The organism is Paenibacillus abyssi, from assembly GCF_014640295.1.
In the GTDB taxonomy this organism is placed as follows: Bacteria; Bacillota; Bacilli; order Paenibacillales; family Paenibacillaceae; genus Paenibacillus_D; species Paenibacillus_D abyssi.
In genome coordinates, this window is sequence record NZ_BMGR01000004.1 from 389,725 (window position 1) to 410,564 (window position 20,840).

The following is a 20,840-nucleotide window of genomic DNA, read 5'->3' on the forward strand; positions in this document are numbered from 1 at the left end:
TTTATACTATGGAATTCGCATAATCGGCCGTTTCATCTTTCTGTATTCGCTGGGGGTGATCCCGAAGTGTTTCTTGAATGTATTTGTAAAATAGGATATGTCCGTGTACCCCAACCGTTCCGCAACTTCGGATATTCGTAAGGAAGTACCGCTTAACATCTTACCCGCTTCTCTCATTCGGGTCTCCGTGACGAACTCCACAAAGTTTTTGTGCGCCTCTTGCTTGAACAGCTTGCTTAGATAACTGGGATTCAAGTATACATGCGCTGCCGCATCCTTCAAGCTCACCTCGCCGGGCATCGAATGCTGGATAAACCTTATCACCTTCTCGATCGTAGACAGCTCCAATTCATCGGTATTGCCAATCTTCGGTTTACCCCGCTCCAGCCATTTCTGCAGGGCGCCCTCCAGATCAGCTTTCTCCAGCGGCTTCAACAAAAAGTCAAACGCGCCCAGACGTAACGCCTGCTGTGCATATTTAAAGTCATCATAACCGCTGACGATAATGACATCGGCTGGAATGTCTCTGTCTCGAATCTCCTTCATCAGAGACAGGCCATCCATCACCGGCATGCGAATATCCGTTAACACAATGTCAGCCCGATTAAGCTGGAGCCAGTCCAATGCTTCGACGCCCTGCGTAGCCTCCATGACGACTTTAAACGGCGGACCGATTTTTCCAATGACTTTGCTTATCGCCGTCCGTACCCATTTTTCATCCTCTACTAAAGCGATCGAATACATGCTTCCCCTCCTCTTCAAGCAAATTAAGAACGATTAGGCAATCTGATGCCGATAAGCGTTCCGCCTTCCTTTACTTGCTTGAGCAAAAGACCGTACGGATGACCAAAGAGGTAGGACACCCGCCTATGCACGTTGACAATGCCGATATGGGCTCCTCCATCCATAATATCTTTGCGTTTCAAGTCGATGTTCAGCTTGTTGATCGTCTTCTCGGACATGCCTGCTCCCGTATCGGAGATCCACAAGATAAAAGCGTCCTTGGATTCTTTTTCCACATACATACGAATCAGCGTTTGTCCATCAAACGGCTCAAGTCCATGTACAATACAATTTTCGATAAGCGGCTGAAGGGAGAACTTCGCCGTCTCACACGTTAATGCCCACTCCGGGATATCAAACGCGTAATCCAGCTTTTGCTCAAACCTGAATTTCTGGATGCGCAGATACAGCTTGCAAATATCGATTTCTTGGGAAATGCTTACAATTTGCGAGGTATCTCTTAAATTGTACCGAAGAAATTTTGCTAGCGCTGCTGACATATCCGCAATGGCTTCCTCATCGATATCGAGCGCCATGCCGCGTATCGTCTCCAGGGCATTGTACAGAAAATGCGGATTCATCTGCGATTGCAGCACCTTTAGCTCCATCTCTTTTGACCGCAAGTGCAGCTCGGTTTCCTTCAGCTTTGATACATATGCTTCTTCCAGCAATGTGGACAGCTGCTGCACCATTTTGTTAAAACCGATCGTGAGCAGCCCGATCTCATCCTTGGATTCGACCGTCACTCTGCCTGAGAAATCCCCGTTTTCTACCCTTCGCATATATTTGTACAAATGCCGTATCGGACGTATCAGGCTCGAAGCAAAGCTGATACCGATCATATACGCCAAAGCCAGCGTAATGATTACCGTGTTTGCTGTCGTCTTTTGAATCGAACCGATCCCCCTGGTAACCTCGGTATATGGAATGGAGGTCGCCAAGGTCCATTGCAATTGGGAGGACTCGCTGAATGTAATCAGCCTTCGCGCGTTACCGGAACCGGACATGAATGATCCGCTGGCCGATTGCTTCATGTTTTCCCAATATTCCAATTCATAGATTTCCCCTATCATCGCTGTATCCGGTGTATACACATACCGGCCTTGATCGTCCACAATAAACAAATAGCCTGTTTGTCCTGGACTGACTTTGCGCGCAACATCTGTCAGCCTGCCGTAATTCACATCAATGATCAGCATGCCGAATGGCTCCAGCGTGTAGGGATGTACGATTCGTTTGACGACAGATATGACGGGAATCGTTCTTCCCTGCCATTGGATCATCCGGCTTATCGTGCTAGGACCGCCAGTTCTGGGAATACGGCTGTACCAATATTCCTGCTGGAGCTGCCGTGCCGTAAATTCATTGTGGATTCCGGCTGAATCGATGACATCGATATCTTCTAGAATAAGGGTAACATTGGTCAAATCCGACCGGGAAAACACCGTATTTTTCAACACATTGGAGACGGCCTTTTTGATACCGCTTTCTTCAATTTCTTCGGAGCTGTTCATTTTCAGAAAGGCAACGGTATCCGGGTGATTGACAATCTTCAACGTGCTGATCTCAAAGTCCCGTAAATAATCATCCACATATACCTTGACCTGCTCGATCATTTGCCAGCTGTACTGCTTCGTTTCCTGCTCCAATATCCGCGCCGACTGCGTATAGGTAATATAACTGACCACGAACAGAGGAATAACGACCAACAAAGCAGAAAAATACAGCAGCTTGACAGTCAAGGAGCGGTCTCTCAATAAAACGATGCGTGACAGATTGTTCAAAACCTCGTTAAAGCGTGCTCGCATTCCCTTCTCCTAACGTTGTCGTAATACAATACTCTGCTCCGATTATATTACATAAATTGAAAATAAGAGGCAATCAGCCTCTTATTTTCGATTCATTTTAAGGGCGGGCGCTCTGGATCGCATCGAGCACTTCCTGATACGCTGCACCATGCTCGTCAATAACCGTTTGAACTGCGGCCTGCCACTTGCTGATGTCGTCCACCTCGGTAATTGTCACACCCGCAGCGCGCACCTGCTCCTCGGCTTCGTGCTCGAATTTGGCCCATTCCTCAAGCTGGTATTCGACAGAATCCTTGGCCGCTTGTTCAATAATTTCCTTATCCTCATCGGATAATTTGTCCCAGGCCATTTTTGAGATCAGCAGCACTTCCGGCAGACGCTGATGGCCGTCCAATATTAAATGGTTGGCGACTTCATAATGCCTGGTTGAATAATAGCTTGGATAGTTGTTCTCAGCGGCATCGATGACACCGGTTTGAAGACCGCTGTAAACTTCGCCGAAGTCCATAGGCGTTGCACTGGCTCCAAGAGCCTCCATCAAATCAATATTTAATTTGTTTTGCTGTACGCGGATCTTCAATCCTTGAAGGTCTTCCAAGCTTGTGATAGGAGTTCTGGAGTAGAAATGGCGGGAACCTGCGCTGTAATAAGCCAGTCCCTTCATTCTCGAATCCTCCAGGCTGCCGAGCAGCTTTGCGCCATGCTCTCCGTTTAAGAAATTCCATAAGTGCTCATCATTATCGAAAATATAAGGCAAGCTGAAAACGCCAAAATCCTGATTGAATTCCGCCATCGGTCCTGTGCTGACCCTCGTAAATTCAATCGCTCCTAATTGAACCTGCTCAAGAACCGCCTTCTCCTCCCCAAGCTGAGCGGACGGGAACACATCAATCGTAATACGTCCGTCGGAACGCTCCTTCACCAGCTCGGCAAATTTGTAGTCGGCGAGTGTGGTCGGATAATCCGGTGCGTGGGTTTCAGCCAGCCGGAACGTATACGTTGGCTTGTCGTCTGCTGCTGAGCCCCCGCCGTTTGCTTCCGTATTGCTCGTGCCGCCGTTGTTGCCGCCGCACGCCGTCAGCAGCAAGCTGATCGTTAAGGTCGCAACAACCGGCAGGAAAAACCTTTTGCTTCTTTTAAACATGGTCAACCTCCCCTTTCTAATTTCGCATAAAGCCAAGCGCCTACACCAATTGTATTTGAAAGCGCCTACATCAACTACCGAGATTTTTGGTGTATTTTATTGCTTTTTTTAGATCATGCTTATCCCGCATATCCGTTCAGCACTCTTGGAAGGAACAATGTAATATCCGGCACGTAAGCCAACAGGAACAATACGCCAACCAATGCGGCATAAAACGGCAGCAGCGCTCTGGAGGTCTTCTCGATCGACACTTTGCCGATTGCGCAGCCGACAAACAGCACAGTTCCCACCGGCGGCGTAATAAGGCCGATTCCCAAATTCACGATCAGAACCACGCCAAAATGGATCGGATCTACACCTAGTGCGGTCATGACAGGGAACAGGATCGGCGTCATGATCAGAATAAGCGGCGCCATATCCATAGGTGCTCCGAGAAGGAGCAGCAGGACCATAACGAAAAACAAGATCAGATGCGGATTGGCCGTGAAACCCAGGAACAGCTCCGTTACCATCTGCGGTACTTTTAAATAGGTCAGCACCCATGCGAACGCGCTGGAAGCTCCGATCAGAAACATGACCATCGATACGGTGCGGAACGTCTTCTTCAAGATGATCCACATATGGGAGAGCGGGATATCCTTATAAACAAAAAACGTCAGAATGAAAGCATACACGCAGGCGATCGCGCCGGATTCCGTCGCCGTAAACCAACCGGAGAAGATACCTCCCAGAATAATGCCGCCCGTCATTAAGGATAAGAATCCATCCTTGATGATTTTTGGAACGGCTTTGAGCGCAACGGGTTCCCCCTTCTCGTAACCGCGTTTAACGGCAATTATGTAAGAGGTGATCATCAGCGCTACCAGCATGATCAAACAAGGGATAATGCCGGCCATGAACAGATTGGAGATGGAGATGCCGCCTGCCGCCAAAGCATATAATATCATATTGTGGCTCGGAGGCATGACGACGCCCTGGACTGCGGTCGAAGTCGTAACGGCGACCGTGTAGTCCGCATCGTAGCCTTTCTTCTTCATCATCGGAATCATGACGGAGCCGATTGAAGACACGTCGGCGACGGCCGAGCCCGAAATATTGCCGAACAGCGTACTCGTTACACAATTCACCATGGCGAGCCCGCCGCGAATGAATCCGACCATGAGCTGGGCCAGGTTGATCAATCTGAGAGCAAGTCCCCCTTGCCCCATAATCTGTCCGGCAAGAATGAAGAACGGTACCGCCAGCAGAGTATAGGAGTTCACGCCTTGAATGATGCGCTGGCCCACGACCGCAAGCGGAATATCTAAGAACATGATCGTCAACAAAGTGGATCCGGTAAGCACAATGGCAATCGGAAAACCGAGCACCATTAAGATGATAAAACTTACAGCCAAGATGATCATCGCTATTGCAGCCGTAGTCATGCGTGTTCCTCCTCATCATCCAAATCAGTGTGTCGCTCGGTTTTAACCCCTAGCAATTGCAGCACACTGTAAATACAAATCATGATGCCTGAAATGGGCATCACCGCATATTGTACGCTTAACGGCCATTGCGTCGCGGCCAGTCGGTTACTGTGCATCAGCTGAGTAAAATCCCAGCCGTAAACAATGAGGTAGAGTCCGAAGGCAAACACAGTTGCATAGACGACTTTATCCAGCCAGTGCTGCACCCGTTTCGGAAATCTTGTCTTAACCGAATCCATGGCCAGATGCAGCCGTTCCCGAAATCCGATCGCGATTCCCATGAAAGCAAACCAGATCAAGAGCAGCAAAGTCATCTCTTCGGACCAAAAGAATACGAAATTAAATACTTTTCTTGTAAATACCTGCACAGTTACAATAACGGTCATCAGGCACATTGCCATCAGGGCAAAGTTTTCAAAAATTTGGTCGAAGCGCAGCGCCCATTTTCGTATGAAGCTCACTTTCCGTCCCCTCCAGTTCCTGTTGAATTAATACGTATTATCATTTTAAGAAGAATAAATAATTTTGAAAACGCTTTATTTTTTAGGTTTTTTTGCGATTTTTTTAGCTTTTTTATTTTCCCCGTATCCCTCAATTTATGATAATCTATCAACATGCCTCATAAATTCAGGATATTGGAGTGATGGAATTGACTTTACGCATTGGTAAAATCAGCTTCTGGCACGTACATGCATGGGATTACACGAAGCAAGCGTAAGAGCATCCGGGCATTTAAAATGTTGCGGTCTGGGACGAAGAACCGCAGCGGGGCAAGGCAGCCGCCGATAAGCTGGCGGTACCGTTCTACGAATCGCTGGGCGACATGCTGCAGCGCGATGATATCGACGCCGTTATCGTGGATGCGCCTTCCCGCATGCATCGTGATGTCATAACAGCGGCTGCGAGAGCAGGAAAGCATATCTTTACGGAGAAGGTGCTTGCGCCAACTCTGAAGGAAGTCAATGAAATCATAGCGGAGGTCGAGCAAAGCGGCGTTAAGTCGGGCGCGATCGGTATTGTGGATGCGGGCTTCGTGAACAGCTTCTCGCCATTCACGATTGAAATTCACGGCACAGAAGGAACATTGATGTACGGAACACCGGACGAAAAGCTGGTGCTGAGAACCTCGTGCGGCGATAAATCGCTCGCCGAGGGCTGGAACGTGCAGTCCCTGCCAGCCGACAGGGAGAGCGCTTTCCATCAATGGGTGAACCATATCCTGTCGAACACGACTGCGGATGAAAATTGGAGGCCTCTTCCATTTCAGCCCGCGACAACAGAGCGGTACGTTTGGATGGGCTCGAGAAGTAAGGATTTGAACATGGAATGAGTGAAGAAATAACGTGGGGAAAGCTCAGTTTTCTCTACATACATGAAAGAACCGTCAGATCGCTCTGACGGTTCTTTTTGAAGGTTCACACTCTTCTTGACTCACTGGAACCCGGAAGGACTCTTGCCTGTATATTTTTTAAACACCCGGGCGAAGTAGCTGGGATCCCTGTAGCCGAGCATGTCCGCCACCTCATAGACCATCACGCGCTCTACCTGCAGCAGATGCATAGCCTTCTCCATCTTTTTGCGCAGTACGATGTCGGAGAAGGCCTCTCCTGTTACTTCTTTGAATAAACGGCTTAAATAGGAAGAGTTAATATACACGTGTCTGGCCGCATCCTCACGGGTAATATTTTCGAAGATATGGTCATCGATATACTCCATCACCTGCTGAATCACTTTGGTTCTGCGGTCCAGGCGGTAGCCGGCATAACTCCTGCCAAGCTCGATAAACCGGGCGGTCCACCACAGCTTGATGTCTTCCTTTGAACGGAATTGCTCGGGATGCCGCCACTTCACCAATTGATCGTGCTTCAGATAAGCATGAATGCTTTTGCCTAGCCGGTGAGTCAGTTTTGTGAATAGACCGATAAACTGATAGGAGATTTCATCCGGGTAGGACAGCTCTTCTTTGCTTGCCCACTCCAGGAATAAGCCGTTCATCACAATTGAAATTTGAGCCTCATCATTCATTTCCACCGCGTGGACCAGCAAAGCCTCATCCGTCTCGCGCAGTACCGCCAGCTGATCCTGCACAGGCCGGAGCATCCCTTCATGAAGAATGAGGTCCGTGCCAAAAGACAGCTTCAGCCGCAGGATCCGCAGCGCTTCCTGAAACAACTGCGGCAGCTCCTGCACATACACCGCCCGGGAGCCTAAACCGACCGTTACGCTGACGCGCAGAACCGCGCCGAGCTTTGCCTTCACGCGTTCGACCCACAGAATCAAGTCATCCGGCGTGTCCATCGATACCGACTGGTACAGCACAACCGTCTGTCCGTTCCCCCGCTGGTAGGAGAGGCCGTTATCCTCAAGCAGCTCGCCAATCATATTGTTGATCGCAAACTCCAACAGCCTGCGGTCGGCATGGGAATGGCCGCCCCCCTCCGGGATATCCAGCTCAAACACCGCCACACCCGCCACATCGTCAAAATCGAAGGGAATATGCAGAAATGAAAAGCTCTCGCGCAGCATCGCTTCGGATTTCGGCGAGACGCCCCCCAGCCATTCCTCAAGGAAAGCATCGCGGAGTACGGGAAGATTGCTCTTTAGCTTATGCTCTAATTCCAGGGACTGCTCTCTTTGCTCCTTGTGCTGGCGCCAATCTCCGGTGATCTTCTCCAGCTCGCTGTGAAACTGTTTTTTGCCGATTGGCTTGAGCAAATAATTTGTAACCCCGAGTGCGATGCACCGCTGGGCATATTCGAATTCATCGTGGCCGCTGATGATCATAATTCTAGTATCCGGCTTTTGCTCCAGTATCGCTTCGGTCATCGCCAAGCCATCCATAACCGGCATGCGGATATCCGCCACAACCAGCTCAGGCTTCTGCTCCTTGAACAGCTCCAGCCCTTCAACCCCATTGGAGGCGGTTCCTGCAAGCTCCAGTCCGAACAGCGCCCAATCGATCGTCTCAGAGAGCCCTTTACGAACCCTCGGTTCATCTTCAACGATGATGACCTTCATCTTCAAGTCCCTTCCCTCCCAGACGGCTGAGCCGAATCCTTATCGTTACAATCGTGCCTTCCTGCGGCTTGCTCCGGATAGAGAACTTCATATCATCGCCGTATACAATGTGAAGGCGCTGGTATAAATTCCGCAAACCGTAGGTCGTTCCCGACGGTCCTTCATCATGCATAATTTCATGCAGCAGATGTTTTAATGTCTGCTCATCCATGCCGATCCCGGTATCTTCCACACTGCAGCGCAGCCATTCATCCTGCCTGTGAATGCGAATGGTGAGCCTGCAAGCTTCTGCTGCCCGCTCTAAACCATGAATAATCGCATTTTCCACGACCGGCTGCAGCATCAGCTTCATCACTTCTACCTGGGCAAGCTGCTCCTCCACATCCCACACAACCTCAAACTTACCGGTATGGCGGAACTGCTGAATACGCAAGTAATATTCCAGATGCAGCACCGTTTCCGCAATGGTAATGAAATCCTTGCCTCTGCTCAAGCTCAAACGGAAGAACTTGGATAAATCAAGCACCACATCGCCAATCTCATCCACACCGCTTTGCTCAGCCACCCAATAGATCGAATCGAGCGTATTGTACAGAAAATGCGGATTCACCTGGGACTGTAAAAATTTGAGCTCGATTTCCTTCTTATGCAGCTGCTCCTCGTAAATCGTCTTGCGCATCTGCTGTTCATTGGACACCATTTCATTAAACCGCTGCTGCAAAAAACCGAGTTCATCCATTCGCCTGATTTCAACCGGATGAAACGTCAAGCCTTTCTCCACGCTAACCATGCTCTGCATCAACCGCCTGATCGGGGTAAAAATTTGCACGTACAGCAGTCCGAACAGCAGCAGCACCAGCACTGTGATCCCGATCATAATCAGTACCGAGGCGCGCATCATATTGACCACATCCTTCATGATCTCATCATGCGGAATGATCAGGCTCACATTCCACCCCGTCAGATCTGAGGATTTGTGGACGGCAATATATTTCTGCGCTCCATATCGCACGGTCTCAAACGGCTGGTTGGCACTTCTATTTTTGCCTAGCGCCGGCTGCCTGGACGCTTCCGGGAGATTGCCCTTGCCATAAAAAACGGAGCCGCCTGTGTCGCTGATCATGATGCCTGTCCCGCTAAACAGCTCAATATCGCCGATAAACAGGTCCAGCACCTGCTTGTCGGAATTCACGATGAGCAGGTTGTTCCTGTCATTGCCCGGCAGCGGGCGGATGACGCTGATCATCGAACGGGCGCTTCCTTGAGAATATTTCGGAACCACTCCGTTCAGATCGGCGCCAATAACCAAACCATTCCCCTGCCGCTTCATCTGCTCGGCCCACTCCAGTTGTCCTGCGGGGGCGTTGTAAATGCCGTCCGTTGTCGAGAGTACTTTGCCCGATTCGGAATTATAGACGGCAATGGAGTAAATATATTGGTTGATGACCGAGAAGTTTTTCAATTTCTCCAGCACCTGCACAAGCGACCACATCGATTCCGAGGAGGCGAAATCGGGATTTTCCCTAACCAGCTTCACCAGCGTACTGTCGCTGGCGATCGTGTTCGATAAACGGATATTGTTGTTAATATACACCTCGACATTGCCGATAACGGTCTCCATTGTCTGCAGCGCCAACGCGCTGATCTTCTCCTCCAGCAGAGATTGGAACCAGAAAAACAATGCATAGACAAGTACAGAAAAAAGAAGAAGATGGCCTACGACGAGGACCATCAGCTTTCGCTTGATCGTCGGATTGTATCGTCCCGGCATCATCTTCTTCATAATCAGTCACCTTACCTTTAAGGGGTCGTTAGTTATCTGCCCGCATGCCATTCCTGAACCTCGGCGGCAATGGCTTCTCCGCCCTTACTGTTATATTCCTCTACAAAATCGTCGAATGCATCGACCGGCAGCTCACCCACAATGATTTTTGTAAAGGTTTCCGCTCTTAATTTGTCCAGCGTGCTTAAATGCTCGACCATTGCAGGCGTCGGAGCGCCGACATACTGGCTTGGAATCACATATTCAGTCGAATGGTTAATGGAACCTACCAGATCGAAATCCGCGCCAAGCGATTCCATTTTCTTGGTATTCAACTCTTTCGGCTGCATGAACATCAGCTGCTGGCGGTAGCCGTACAGGTTATGATTTTCGAAATTCAGCGCATATTTGCCGTCTACCATATCATACATGAAGCCTTCGCCCAGCTCGCCGAAGCCGAATACGAATTTATCGATGTTCTCCGGAAGCGCCATCCAATCGAGCATCCCGAGAATCGCATCTACATTCTGTGCCTGGCTGCTGATTACTGCAAAGGTCTTATACTCAGCACCGCCGAACACGCCGCTGTCGCCGTTTGGTCCTTTCGGAGGCGCGATCTTTACCCACTGCGCATTTGGATCGTTCTGCTTGCTTGTATTGATCTCATTACGCGGCGCCGCCCAGCTTCCTTCGTAGACGCCCGCCTGGTTATTCGCCACCTTCTCATGAAATGCGGCGACTTTCGTAATCGGCCATTCGTTATCAAGCAGTTTTTCTTTATACAGGTTGCTGATAAAGGCGAGCGCTTCCTTCATCTCGGGCTGTACATCCGATTGAACCAGTGCACCGTCCTTCTCGATCCAGTAGCCCGGAATGACGCCGAATGCGCCAAACAGATGGGACCAGCCGAGCATGCTGTCATAAGCGATCATCCCATACGTATCGTTCTTGCCGTTACCGTCCGGATCCTGATCGCGGAAGGCTTTTGCCACATTCACATATTCATCAAGCGTCGCCGGCACATCAAGATTCAGCTTATCCAGCCAATCCTGACGGATATAGAGATTGCTCGTTCCTTTGTTTCCGTCGTTCAAGACCGGGATCGCATACATTTTTCCGTTGTATTTGGCAGCTTCCCACGCATTGGGATAAACAGCGTTCTTCAAGTTCTCGAAATTGTCCACTTTGCCGTCCAGCTCCATCAACGCGCCGAGCTCCGCGTTCTGCATCAGCCAGCCCTGCGAGCTGCCAGGAATCACGAACAGATCGGGGATGTCATTGGAAGCAAATTTCAAGGTCAGCTTGTTCATAAATTCATCGGGAGCAGCCGGACCGTATTCGATCTGCAGATCCACATTGTTCTCTTCCTCGAGCATTTCCGTCCATGGATTATTGTTAATGTCCTGCCCATCCGGAAACTTGGCTCCGCCGGACATAAATACCTTGATTACAGCAGGCTCGCCGTTATCATTGCCTGAAGCACCCTCGTTTGCTCCATTATTCGGCGCTGCCGGGGCCGGTTCATTAGCCGGAGCGTTATTATTATTTGAACCACAGGCCGCAAGCAGCGTTAATGCCATTACAAAAACGAATAGGATGGAAAATTTCTTTTTCATGGAAAGACCCTCCTTAGGTTAATATACCATAATTACCTTAAACTGATAGATAGAGCCTACCCTTTCAGCGCGCCCAGCATCACCCCTTTCACGAAGTAGCGTTGGACGAACGGATAGACGATAATCATCGGCAGCACGCTGGCAATGATCGTCGCGGCCTTTAGCGACTCAGGCGAGATCAGGAACAAACCCGTATTGTTGGTCATCTCGATATTGGAGTCGTTCAGTACGATCATATTGCGCAAGTACACCTGCAGCGGATTCAGATCCGGATTACTGATATACATGACCGCATCAAAATAGGTGTTCCAGTGCATGACCGCATAGAATAAGGTCAGCGTAGCAATCGCCGGCAGCGAGAGCGGAACGAATATTTTCCATAGAATCGTACCGTGGCCTGCACCGTCAATTTTCGCGGATTCCTCCATACTGGCCGGAACGGATTGAAAGAAATTTTTCAATAGGATCAGGTTGAACGCACTGACTGCCGAGGGCAGCAGCAGCGACCACATCGTGTCCAGCATGCCGAGCTCCTTCAGCAGCAGGAAGGATGGAATCAATCCCCCTTGGAACAGCATCGTGAAGATCACCATGTTCATGATCAGACCTTTTCCCTTTAACACCTGTCTGGATAACGGGTAAGCCATCAAGCAGGTGAGCAGCATGTTGATCCCGACTCCGGCTGCGGTTCGAAACAGAGAGACGCCGAAGGCCTGATAGAAGTCATTGTCCTTAAGGAGCAGTTCGTAGGACAGTGTTTGAAAGCCGACCGGGTAGATCGTGACCTGGTTCGACACGATCGCCGTCTGGCTGCTGAGCGACTGCGCAAGAACATGCATAAACGGGAACAGCGTGATCAGGCCGAAAACCGTTAACAAGGTATAGTTTAAAAAAGTGCCAACCCGGAAAGATACGGATTCTCGCATTACCACAAACCTCCCCCACTGAAGCGTTTAGCCAGTCCATTAGCCACATAGATGAGGATCAGTCCTACTGTCGCCTGAAACAAGCCTACCGCCGTGGCGAAGCTGTACTTCTGTTCCGTCAAACCGACTCGGTACACATAAGTGTCTATAATATCCCCGACTTCATAGACAAGCGGGTTGTAGAGCATAAAGACCTGTTGAACGCCGAGCTCGAGAATATTGCCCAGCTGTAAGATAAACAAAATGATGATCGTGCTGGAGATGCTCGGCAGCGTGATATAGAAAATCTCATGCCGTTTCTTGGCCCCGTCCATCCTCGCCGCTTCATAAAGGGAAGGATTTACGCCCGATATGGCTGCCAGATAAATAATCGATGCCCAGCCGGATTCCTTAATAATATCGGAGATGACAAGAATACTCCGGAAGTATTCCTTCTCTGCCATGAACAGGATCGGGTCCCCGCCGAACAAAGTGATGATCGAATTGATCATGCCCTTGGAGGAGAGCGCCTGAATGACGATCCCGCCGAAAATGACCCAGGAAAAGAAATGCGGAATATAAAATAAAGTCTGCGCCGTACGCTTGAACCAGCTTTTGCGGACTTCATTAAGCATTAGCGCGATCAAGATCGGGACAGGAAATCCGAATGCCAGCTTGTAGAAGCTGATCAGCAGCGTATTGCGGAACACGGTAATGAATTCATCATCCTCGAAAAAACGAATGAAATGCTTCAAGCCGACAAAATCGCTGCCCGAAACCCCTTTGAACGGGCTGTAGTCCTGAAACGCAATAATGATGCCGTACATCGGCAGGTATTTAAATACGATAAAATAAAGCACGCCCGGCAGCAGAAATAGATAGAGGATCCAATCCGGCCTCCATGCTGTCCGTAATCCTTTTCGGTTCATAGGGTCCCTCCTGCCGATTCCGCATTTTAGAACTTTTTTGGGCGGGGGTGTCCGATTCCATCGAAGGGCGGACACTAGGCGAACACTTCGTTTTTCATCGGACACCCCTCACCCCGTTTGTTCTAACTCATCATTTGAGCATTCTCTGACTGCTCAGCTGATGTTCCTTTATTTTTAATTGTAAAAGCGTTATAAACGGATTGGCAGAGGAAATCCGTGTGATTTCAAGGATTATTGTGACGTATTGCCAGCACATAGGTAGTGCGCTGCCTGGTGCTGGAGCGACGGGGAGCGGTCATACATGAGCAGACAAGGTACGGATGCCTGACGCACATCGTACTCCGAGCCGAAATGGACCCATACCGCATGCTTTGATCTGCTTAATCGGTCATTGAGAAGCTTGAGCCACGATGGATCGATCGGTTTGTTATGCGATATCGCAAGGATAACACCCTGATCCGAGGGTTCCGAATCCAGCAGTTCCAGCACTTTCTCGTAATGATCGGCAGTTCGCTCTGTTATAGAGAGAAGCTCTTTGCGCAGATGCTCGGCAAACCTGGTTGCATGAGCGTCGCGAATCAGCAGCCAGGATTCCGGCTTTCCGATTGCCTTTAACTTGCCTCTGTCCATACCGTTAAGCGGAGTAGCTGCTTTGGCAGCGAGCTCCTCGCTTACTTGTTCTGCCGCTGCCGTCTGAAATACGTCTTCACGATAGCCTGAGGGTCGGTACAATTCGGGCATCAACCGGTACTTTTGTTTCATCATCAGCACTCTCTTCACTGATTCTTCAATCCGCGATACCGGAATTCTGCCCTGCTCTACCGCATTTGTTACCGCCTGCAGCATAGAGGCCGCATGCTCATAGCTCTCCGCCGTACCGAGCAAAATATCTGCGCCCGCCAAAAGGGCCCGGATACAAGCTTCTTCTAACGTGAATTGATTCGTAATGCCCTTCATCGTCAAGCCGTCGGTTACAATCAAGCCCTGAAAATTCAATTGCTCCCGCAGCAGCTTCGTTGTCAGCTCATAGGAAAGCGATGCCGGCATATTCGACGGATCCAGCGCAGGGACAGCGATATGGCCGACCATCACCGCATCCACGCCCTGCTCGATAGCCCGCCGAAACGGAACCAATTCAAAGCTCTCCAGCCGCTCCCGGCTGAACGGGAGAACTGGCAGATCCTCATGCGAATCCACATGCGTGTCGCCATGCCCCGGAAAATGCTTGGCCGTCGCGATCATGCCATGCTCCTGATAGCCTTTAATGACCGCGCACCCAAGTCTGGATACCGTCTCCCGGTCTTCACCGAAAGAATGCGTGCCAATCACCGGATTAAGTGGATTATTGTTAATATCCACGACCGGACTGTAATTGAAATTGACGCCCATTGCCAGTGATTCAAGTGCCGTCACTCTTCCCGATTCACAGGCTAATCGCTCGTCATCTGCCGCCCCGATCGCACGATTTTTCGGGAAATGAACCGCCCCCGATTGCAGCTTGCAGCCTGCGCCTGCGACGAAATCGGCTGAGATGAACAGCGGGATGCCGCTTCCTTCCGAGATTGAGGCCTGCTGCATTGCGGTTGTCAATTCATACACCTGCTTTGGCTGCTGAAGGCAGCCCGTGCCAAGAAAGATGCCCCCCACCTTCAGCTCCGTGATCAACCGCTTGGACGCATCATCCAGCCGTGCGGCTAAGGCGGAGAAGGTGAACAGCTGAGCCACCTTATCCTCTAGGCTCATTTGGCCCATTATTTGTTGCAATTCCATATTTAGATCTGAATTCATGTTATAAGTTCGCCTCTTTCATCTTTCATCATTTAATCGATCGAATAACGACCCGGCTCATACTTTTTTGTTTAACTCCATAAAGTCCTCTTAATTCATCTACATATCCCGCATCGTATGGTGTTAACTGGATTCCCTCACGCTAATTACACCCATCTCAGGCATTCATTCAAGGCATCAATGAATTAACTGGAGCTTTTCCCTGTAATATAATTTCATGTGACCAATACCTATAATTTGCTGGAGAAATTCCATCTAATTGTACCGGTTGTGGTAGTTGGCAGTTACGATAGGTGGCCGATAGATTGTCGTTAGGCAGCTAATAAGTGTATGCTTACGGCTCCAGCACGCCTAACCGGATATTATCGAAGAAAAGGTGATTCGGCAGCGGCGCATAATTGCTGTTATTGCGCTGATAGAAATCAACGCGCTGCAAGGAATTGATCGCAAGCGCTGAAGACGTGCCTTCCCCGACGGTTGCATTCATCCCGGCCGCTAAGTGGGCGATAGGAATCTGCACGGTGTTCCATTGATTCGGCTGCAGCGCCACGCGTCTGTAGTAGGTTTGGTTATTCGAGTCGGTAAACTTCAATCCCAGGTTCATAACCGTGCTATTGGGATTGTAGACATCCACTTTAAAGGCCTCCTGATTGCTCCAATCCTTCAGCTTAAAATGCGTCGGTGCTTCGATCCATGCTTGCGCGACATTGTACAGGCCATAATGGACCTGCATGGCTGTATTCTGCTCCCGAATCGTTGCTGCCGTCTTAGACAGCGTCACGGAATTGTTGCCGCCAAAGGTTTGCCACTCCAGGTCGTTCAGCCTCGCACCGTCATCCTGCACCAACCGCATATTGTCAAAATAATACGTGTTTGGTAGCGGCAAATAATTGGCATTGCTCCTTTGTACTAACTTAATATAATCGATTCGCGTGACATCAATCGGCACAGTGCCCGGCTCCTGCGACGAACCGCCCGTGCCTGCCGCTAAGTCTTCAATCGATATCCGCACGGTGTTCCAAGAGCTTCGGTGCAGAGGCGCATACTTATAGTGCTGCTTTCCGCTCTGATCCCCAATAAGTACTGTGACATAGCCGGTTACAGTCTGCGGGTTATATACATCGATTCGGAAGGAATCGTATTTCGACCAATCCTGCTTTGAAAAGTCTGCTCCACGGCTGCCGGTTATCACGCTGGTAGCATAATTTCCGAAATTAATCTTCATCGCTTTTTGGCCCTGCACATATTGCTCCGTCGAAATGGATGTTGCCGCGCTTGGGCTGGTCGGGAACGGCAGACTTTCGAATGTGTTCAGCATCGTAGAGACCTGTTTGTCCGTGACGTAGTTTCCTTTGGCGAAGCGGTAGAGATCCTCATAGATCGGATAACCGATTTCCGGTTGCTGCGTTAGATCATAGACGCCTCTCGCATCCTGATAATAGGCAAGTATCGAACCGTTCATAAAACCGAATTCCAAACCGCCGTTCAAGTAATCGTAAAATCGCTCCCGGTACTTATCCGAGCGGAGGATCTGCCCGTCAAATTCAATCTCCACGCCCATGCCCGCATGATAAGATTTGTTCGCTGAATTTTTGATCGTCTCCGGCGTCGTTGTATTGCTCCGGTTCACAAAGTGGTTCGGCTGCAGAATCGCAAAATCGAAATTAAAGGATGCCCACTGCGTTGCCGCGTAGGCCTGTGACCAGGGAATCCAGCAAAAAATGTAGTTCCCTTTACTATGAATGTAGTTTGCGGTGTTTTTGACCAGATTCACTTCATCGGCTTTCGTCGTATCCATATCCTCCTTCAGCCAGTAGAAGCCTTTCAGCTGCAAATGCGAATAATTCGCCTGGCTGAACCGGCTGAGCACCTGATCGATATACCATCTGGTCACTTTCTCGCGGTTTGCAAGCGTAGTCAAATTTTCCGATACACCGTCGCCATCCACATCGCCAAAGTTCGTTACATTTTCATTGGCAAAAGGAACCATGATCACGACATTATTTTTCAAATTCGGCTGTCCCAGCTCAGTCGCGGCTGCTTTTGTTTCTTCATTTAATGCATTAAGCTGCTGCATATTCGTCGTAAATGTGCGGTCAAGATACCACTGCCAATCCGATTTCAGCCCGGCCTTCGAGGCATCGGCTTCCCGGTGGAAAGATCGCCCGTTCGCCCCCTGCAGGCCTAGGAACAAATAATCCCGGAAAAAGATTTCCTGACGCTGGCCAAGCCGGTCGACAAATGCGGTGTACGGCTTAAACTGCTCGCGGGGCCACGCTGAGATATCCTCTCCTCCATAATTTGCCGGGTTGTAATACCCGTTGTAGATCAATACCAAATCTTCAATTCCGCCTCCCTGGGAGCTTCCCGGCGGGAAATATGCCGCCTCCGCTTCCATCGGCTTCAACGTCAGCATTACGGCCAGCACGACGACAATTGCGATAAACTGCTTTCTTTTCATTAACACGCCTCCTCTAATGAATGAAATGCCTCGCAATTTCATACTAGCAATCTCGACTGGCCATCTATAGTGGAAGGCTGTTGGAAAATACGGATTATTGTGACCCCTTTGAACATAAGTTTTTATTTCCCACACTTCCCTCAAATTATGGTAATCTATCCACATGCCTTATAAATTCAGGATATTGGAGTGATAGAATTGACTTTACGGATTGGTAAAATCAGCTTCTGGCACGTTCATGCATGGGATTATACGAAGCAAGCACAAGAGCATCCTGATACTAAAATCGCCGCAGTCTGGGATGATGAGCCGCAGCGGGGAAAGGCTGCCGCCGAGCAGCTTTCAGTACCCTTCTACGATTCCTTGGATGAGATGCTGAAGCGGGACGATATTGATGCCGTCATCGTAGATGCGCCTACCCGCATGCATCGTGAAGTCATTGTCGCAGCTGCCAAGGCAGGAAAACACATTTTCACGGAAAAAGTGCTGGCTCCAACTGTAAAAGAAGTCAATGAAATTTTAGCGGAGGTGGAGCAAAGCGGCGTGAAACTAACCGTATCGCTTCCCCGTTTGAATAGCGGATCTACACTCGCCATCCACGAAATTTTAGATAAGGGGCTGCTTGGGAGACTTACGCTGGTTCGTGTACGGTTATCACACAACGGCGCAACCGCCGGATGGCTGCCTGAGCATTTCTTCGATCTGGACAATTGTCTCGGCGGCGCATTGATTGATCTGGGCTGTCATCCGATGTATTTGACGCGTCTGTTCCTCGGGGAGGAGCCGGTAGATGTCAGTGCACGATACAGCTTTATTACCGGGAAGGAAGTAGAAGACAACGCCGTCTCGGTTCTGTCCACGAAGTCAGGCGCGATCGGCATTGTCGAGGCCGGTTTTGTAAACAGCCATTCGCCGTTCACGATTGAAATTCACGGGACGGATGGCACACTCATGTATGGCACCCCAGACGCAAAGCTGTTGCTGAGAACCTCGCGCGGCGATCAAGCGCTGGCGGACGGCTGGCAGGAGCAGGCGCTGCCTGACGACCGAGAGAGCGCCTTCCATCAATGGGTGAACCATATTCAATCGAACACGACTGCCGATGAGAATATCCGGCTGGCTGTGGAGCTAACCAAGTTAATGGAAGCTTCTACGATTTCCGCACGTGAGCACTGTGCGGTGCGATTGGATGGGTTGGAACGTTAATTGATACAAGCAATATTTCGTCTATAAGAGGGCTGCCCCCGAAGTAGAAAACTCTACTTGAGGGGAGCCCTCTTTCGCGTTCAACCGGATTTCACAACCTTTTTCAGCAAATGCTCAGGTAATCCTCATGTTTCTATCAGCCTAGGCTAATATCCATTTCAGTAAAGGAGGCTATACTTCAAATTGTTCAACGAAATCAACCGCCAGGGAGGTGAATAAGATGCAACGAAACCGTACCTTGATGTGGGCGCTTGTCGGCATAGCCGTATTCATGCTCACGCTTATATTAATCAAATCGATCGGGCATTTCTGGAGCTGGCACAGCTATAATGTTCCCGGCGGCCACTGGCGCGGCGAACGCGATCCCCACGGTTTCCCTCATGCGCATTATGGGACGGGCTTCTTCTTCCTGAGTGTCATTGTGCCGCTGCTGTTGAAGCTTGCCCTGATTGCTGCCGCTGTTTTGATGTGGTTCAAAGGATCAGGCTTCCTTAAATGGGGAAGTGCCATCCTTGGCGTACTCGCGCTTATGAGTCTGTTGACACCGCTGTGGGCAGTCATTATCATTCTGCTGCTGCTTTTGCTTCAGCGGAGGATGAACAAGAACAACAGTTTCCCGGCAGCCCATACAGTCGGCACACCGCCGCACCAGATGCCCATGTACAATCGCGGCAAATTTTTGGATGAGTGGGAACGAAACCAACAAAAGGAGGAGAAGTAAATGGGTATTTTCGGAAGAGTAAAAGAAATTGCAAGTGCAGACATGCATAGTATGCTGGACCGCTTCGAGGATCCGATCAGCATGGCTAAACAATATATCCGGTTAATCGAGGAACAGATTGATAAGGCCCGCGAAGCACTGACAGGCCAGCTCGCAGCAGAGCAGCAGTACGACCTGCTGGTCTTGCAAACAAAAGAGATTGTGAACAAACGTTTCCGGCAGGCAGAACTGGCTGTAGACCGGGGTGAGGATGGTATCGCTGAATTGGCGCTGCAGGACAAGCTGCATCATCAGAAGCTGCTGCAAACGTATGAAGAGCAGCGGGATCTCATCCGTAAACAGGCAGCCGCGCTGAATGAGGAAATCGTCCGGTTGGCGGACATTCATCAGGAGCTGCAGTCCAAGCTGTTTTTCCTGTTGTCACGGGCCCATGCCGCGCGTGCATTGGAAGAGTCAGCTTCTGCCTTCCCCTCATTTGAAACCGACAAAATCACCCGCGGTTTTTCCCGCATGGAAGAGCGGGTATGGCGGATGGAAGCCGGGGCTCATGCCTACCGTCAGACGAGCGTCCAATCACAGGATGAGCTCAATCGCCTCGACCAGCATGACGAGGTAAGAGCCGAGTTGGAAAAGCTGAAGGCGTCCAGAGGAAAATAACGCAACGCTCGCGCACATGTTTTAGATTGTTGAAGGGGCCCCAAAAGTAGTTTCAACTACGCAGGAACGGCCTTTAATATGTGGATCGTGAGGAATTAATCTAGCGGGAAATCCTCCAGTAAATTTAATAGCAATCGTACGGATTGACCCATGTAACTGGAATTCCTCCATTTATTGCGCCGCTTGAGCGGTAAGATGAGCTCAACCGATATAATTAACGGGAGGATTTCCATCTCTACTTCCTCCGGAAGCCTCAAAGAATAATTTTGATGGAGATTTTCCAGTAATGTTTGTTTGTTGCAGCGGATCAAGGACCAGCCCATATCGCTTCGACTTTATTCTGCTTCAGCGCTGCTGGCGGCTGATAGATCCCGGAATGCCCGCTGTCAGGGGCATGATCTGAAAAGGGGCCATCCCTCAGCCAATTCCATGGCGGGACGGCCCCTTAGGCTGCCTATAACTCAAATGATTCCGTTTCGTAAGCATATGCACGCCGGAACCCCCTCACCCCTAACGAGGCCACTGAATAACTTCCGATTTTTGAAGTATGAAAAAGCGATTGAACAAAAAAGACGA

16 protein-coding genes are annotated in these 20,840 nt (G+C 49.9%); 4 read left to right on the forward strand and 12 right to left on the reverse strand.

Annotation, left to right across the window (positions count from 1 at the left end):
* Nucleotides 1-6: 6 nt before the first annotated feature.
* The 5 genes from IEW11_RS08455 to IEW11_RS08475 all read right to left on the reverse strand — a co-directional run bounded on the left by IEW11_RS08455 (nt 7) and on the right by IEW11_RS08475 (nt 5,662).
* Nucleotides 7-744: a response regulator transcription factor gene (locus IEW11_RS08455; protein WP_188530604.1), complete on the reverse strand. Its 738-nt coding sequence runs from the start codon at nt 742-744 to the stop codon at nt 7-9.
* A 23-nt stretch (nt 745-767) separates the two neighbouring features.
* Nucleotides 768-2,591 carry a sensor histidine kinase gene (locus IEW11_RS08460; protein ID WP_188530605.1) on the reverse strand — a complete coding sequence of 608 codons (1,824 nt, stop codon included), beginning with the start codon at nt 2,589-2,591 and terminating at the stop codon, nt 768-770.
* A gap of 97 nt (nt 2,592-2,688) precedes the next feature.
* Nucleotides 2,689-3,735, reverse strand: a complete 1,047-nt coding sequence (locus IEW11_RS08465) for a TRAP transporter substrate-binding protein (protein ID WP_188530606.1) — start codon at nt 3,733-3,735, stop codon at nt 2,689-2,691.
* Between the two features lie 119 nt (nt 3,736-3,854).
* Complete coding sequence (locus tag IEW11_RS08470) at nt 3,855-5,159, reverse strand: TRAP transporter large permease (protein WP_188530607.1); 1,305 nt, start codon at nt 5,157-5,159, stop codon at nt 3,855-3,857.
* Nucleotides 5,156-5,662, reverse strand: coding sequence for a TRAP transporter small permease (locus tag IEW11_RS08475; RefSeq protein ID WP_188530608.1), 507 nt, complete (start codon nt 5,660-5,662; stop codon nt 5,156-5,158). Before IEW11_RS08475 ends, IEW11_RS08470 begins: the two co-directional genes overlap by 4 nt.
* 329 nt (nt 5,663-5,991) lie before the next feature.
* On the opposite strand from IEW11_RS08475, the gene IEW11_RS08480 reads away from it, so the two are divergent.
* Nucleotides 5,992-6,531: a Gfo/Idh/MocA family protein gene (locus tag IEW11_RS08480; RefSeq protein WP_373289313.1), complete on the forward strand. Its 540-nt coding sequence runs from the start codon at nt 5,992-5,994 to the stop codon at nt 6,529-6,531.
* A gap of 101 nt (nt 6,532-6,632) precedes the next feature.
* Here the strand turns inward: IEW11_RS08480 and IEW11_RS08485 are convergent, their stop codons facing one another.
* From IEW11_RS08485 to IEW11_RS08515, 7 genes are all read right to left on the reverse strand, one after another.
* Complete coding sequence (locus IEW11_RS08485) at nt 6,633-8,219, reverse strand: response regulator (RefSeq protein WP_229725056.1); 1,587 nt, start codon at nt 8,217-8,219, stop codon at nt 6,633-6,635.
* The gene (locus IEW11_RS08490) at nt 8,200-10,002 is read right to left on the reverse strand and encodes a sensor histidine kinase (protein ID WP_188530610.1); all 1,803 of its coding nucleotides are present in this window, start codon (nt 10,000-10,002) and stop codon (nt 8,200-8,202) included. Before IEW11_RS08490 ends, IEW11_RS08485 begins: the two co-directional genes overlap by 20 nt.
* A gap of 32 nt (nt 10,003-10,034) precedes the next feature.
* On the reverse strand, nt 10,035-11,597 hold the full coding sequence (locus IEW11_RS08495) for an extracellular solute-binding protein (protein ID WP_188530611.1): 1,563 nt from the start codon (nt 11,595-11,597) through the stop codon (nt 10,035-10,037).
* Nucleotides 11,598-11,653: 56 nt separating this feature from the next.
* Complete coding sequence (locus IEW11_RS08500) at nt 11,654-12,523, reverse strand: carbohydrate ABC transporter permease (protein WP_188530612.1); 870 nt, start codon at nt 12,521-12,523, stop codon at nt 11,654-11,656.
* Nucleotides 12,523-13,431, reverse strand: a complete 909-nt coding sequence (locus tag IEW11_RS08505; RefSeq protein WP_188530613.1) for an ABC transporter permease — start codon at nt 13,429-13,431, stop codon at nt 12,523-12,525. The genes IEW11_RS08500 and IEW11_RS08505 overlap by 1 nt, the downstream gene beginning before the upstream one ends.
* A 231-nt stretch (nt 13,432-13,662) precedes the next feature.
* On the reverse strand, nt 13,663-15,219 hold the full coding sequence (locus IEW11_RS08510) for a glycoside hydrolase family 3 protein (protein WP_188530614.1): 1,557 nt from the start codon (nt 15,217-15,219) through the stop codon (nt 13,663-13,665).
* A gap of 334 nt (nt 15,220-15,553) precedes the next feature.
* Nucleotides 15,554-17,680, reverse strand: coding sequence for a DUF4855 domain-containing protein (locus tag IEW11_RS08515; RefSeq protein WP_188530615.1), 2,127 nt, complete (start codon nt 17,678-17,680; stop codon nt 15,554-15,556).
* A gap of 198 nt (nt 17,681-17,878) precedes the next feature.
* Between IEW11_RS08515 and IEW11_RS08520 the strand changes: the two genes are divergently transcribed.
* The 3 genes from IEW11_RS08520 (at nt 17,879) to IEW11_RS08530 (ending at nt 20,264) form a co-directional block, all read left to right on the forward strand.
* Nucleotides 17,879-18,886, forward strand: a complete 1,008-nt coding sequence (locus IEW11_RS08520) for a Gfo/Idh/MocA family protein (RefSeq protein WP_188530616.1) — start codon at nt 17,879-17,881, stop codon at nt 18,884-18,886.
* A gap of 220 nt (nt 18,887-19,106) precedes the next feature.
* Nucleotides 19,107-19,607, forward strand: coding sequence for a hypothetical protein (locus tag IEW11_RS08525; protein WP_188530617.1), 501 nt, complete (start codon nt 19,107-19,109; stop codon nt 19,605-19,607).
* Complete coding sequence (locus IEW11_RS08530; RefSeq protein ID WP_188530618.1) at nt 19,608-20,264, forward strand: PspA/IM30 family protein; 657 nt, start codon at nt 19,608-19,610, stop codon at nt 20,262-20,264.
* Nucleotides 20,265-20,840: the final 576 nt, after the last annotated feature.

Excerpts from the sequence above, each read along its gene's own strand:
- IEW11_RS08455 (WP_188530604.1), bottom strand. The coding sequence starts at position 744 with ATGTATTCGATCGCTTTAGTAGAGGATGAAAAATGGGTACGGACGGCG.
- IEW11_RS08460 (WP_188530605.1), bottom strand. The coding sequence starts at position 2,591 with ATGCGAGCACGCTTTAACGAGGTTTTGAACAATCTGTCACGCATCGTT.
- IEW11_RS08465 (WP_188530606.1), bottom strand. The coding sequence starts at position 3,735 with ATGTTTAAAAGAAGCAAAAGGTTTTTCCTGCCGGTTGTTGCGACCTTA.
- IEW11_RS08470 (WP_188530607.1), bottom strand. The coding sequence starts at position 5,159 with ATGACTACGGCTGCAATAGCGATGATCATCTTGGCTGTAAGTTTTATC.
- IEW11_RS08485 (WP_229725056.1), bottom strand. The coding sequence starts at position 8,219 with ATGAAGGTCATCATCGTTGAAGATGAACCGAGGGTTCGTAAAGGGCTC.
- IEW11_RS08490 (WP_188530610.1), bottom strand. The coding sequence starts at position 10,002 with ATGAAGAAGATGATGCCGGGACGATACAATCCGACGATCAAGCGAAAG.
- IEW11_RS08495 (WP_188530611.1), bottom strand. The coding sequence starts at position 11,597 with ATGAAAAAGAAATTTTCCATCCTATTCGTTTTTGTAATGGCATTAACG.
- IEW11_RS08500 (WP_188530612.1), bottom strand. The coding sequence starts at position 12,523 with ATGCGAGAATCCGTATCTTTCCGGGTTGGCACTTTTTTAAACTATACC.
- IEW11_RS08505 (WP_188530613.1), bottom strand. The coding sequence starts at position 13,431 with ATGAACCGAAAAGGATTACGGACAGCATGGAGGCCGGATTGGATCCTC.
- IEW11_RS08510 (WP_188530614.1), bottom strand. The coding sequence starts at position 15,219 with ATGAATTCAGATCTAAATATGGAATTGCAACAAATAATGGGCCAAATG.
- IEW11_RS08515 (WP_188530615.1), bottom strand. The coding sequence starts at position 17,680 with ATGAAAAGAAAGCAGTTTATCGCAATTGTCGTCGTGCTGGCCGTAATG.
- IEW11_RS08525 (WP_188530617.1), top strand. The coding sequence starts at position 19,107 with ATGCAACGAAACCGTACCTTGATGTGGGCGCTTGTCGGCATAGCCGTA.
- IEW11_RS08530 (WP_188530618.1), top strand. The coding sequence starts at position 19,608 with ATGGGTATTTTCGGAAGAGTAAAAGAAATTGCAAGTGCAGACATGCAT.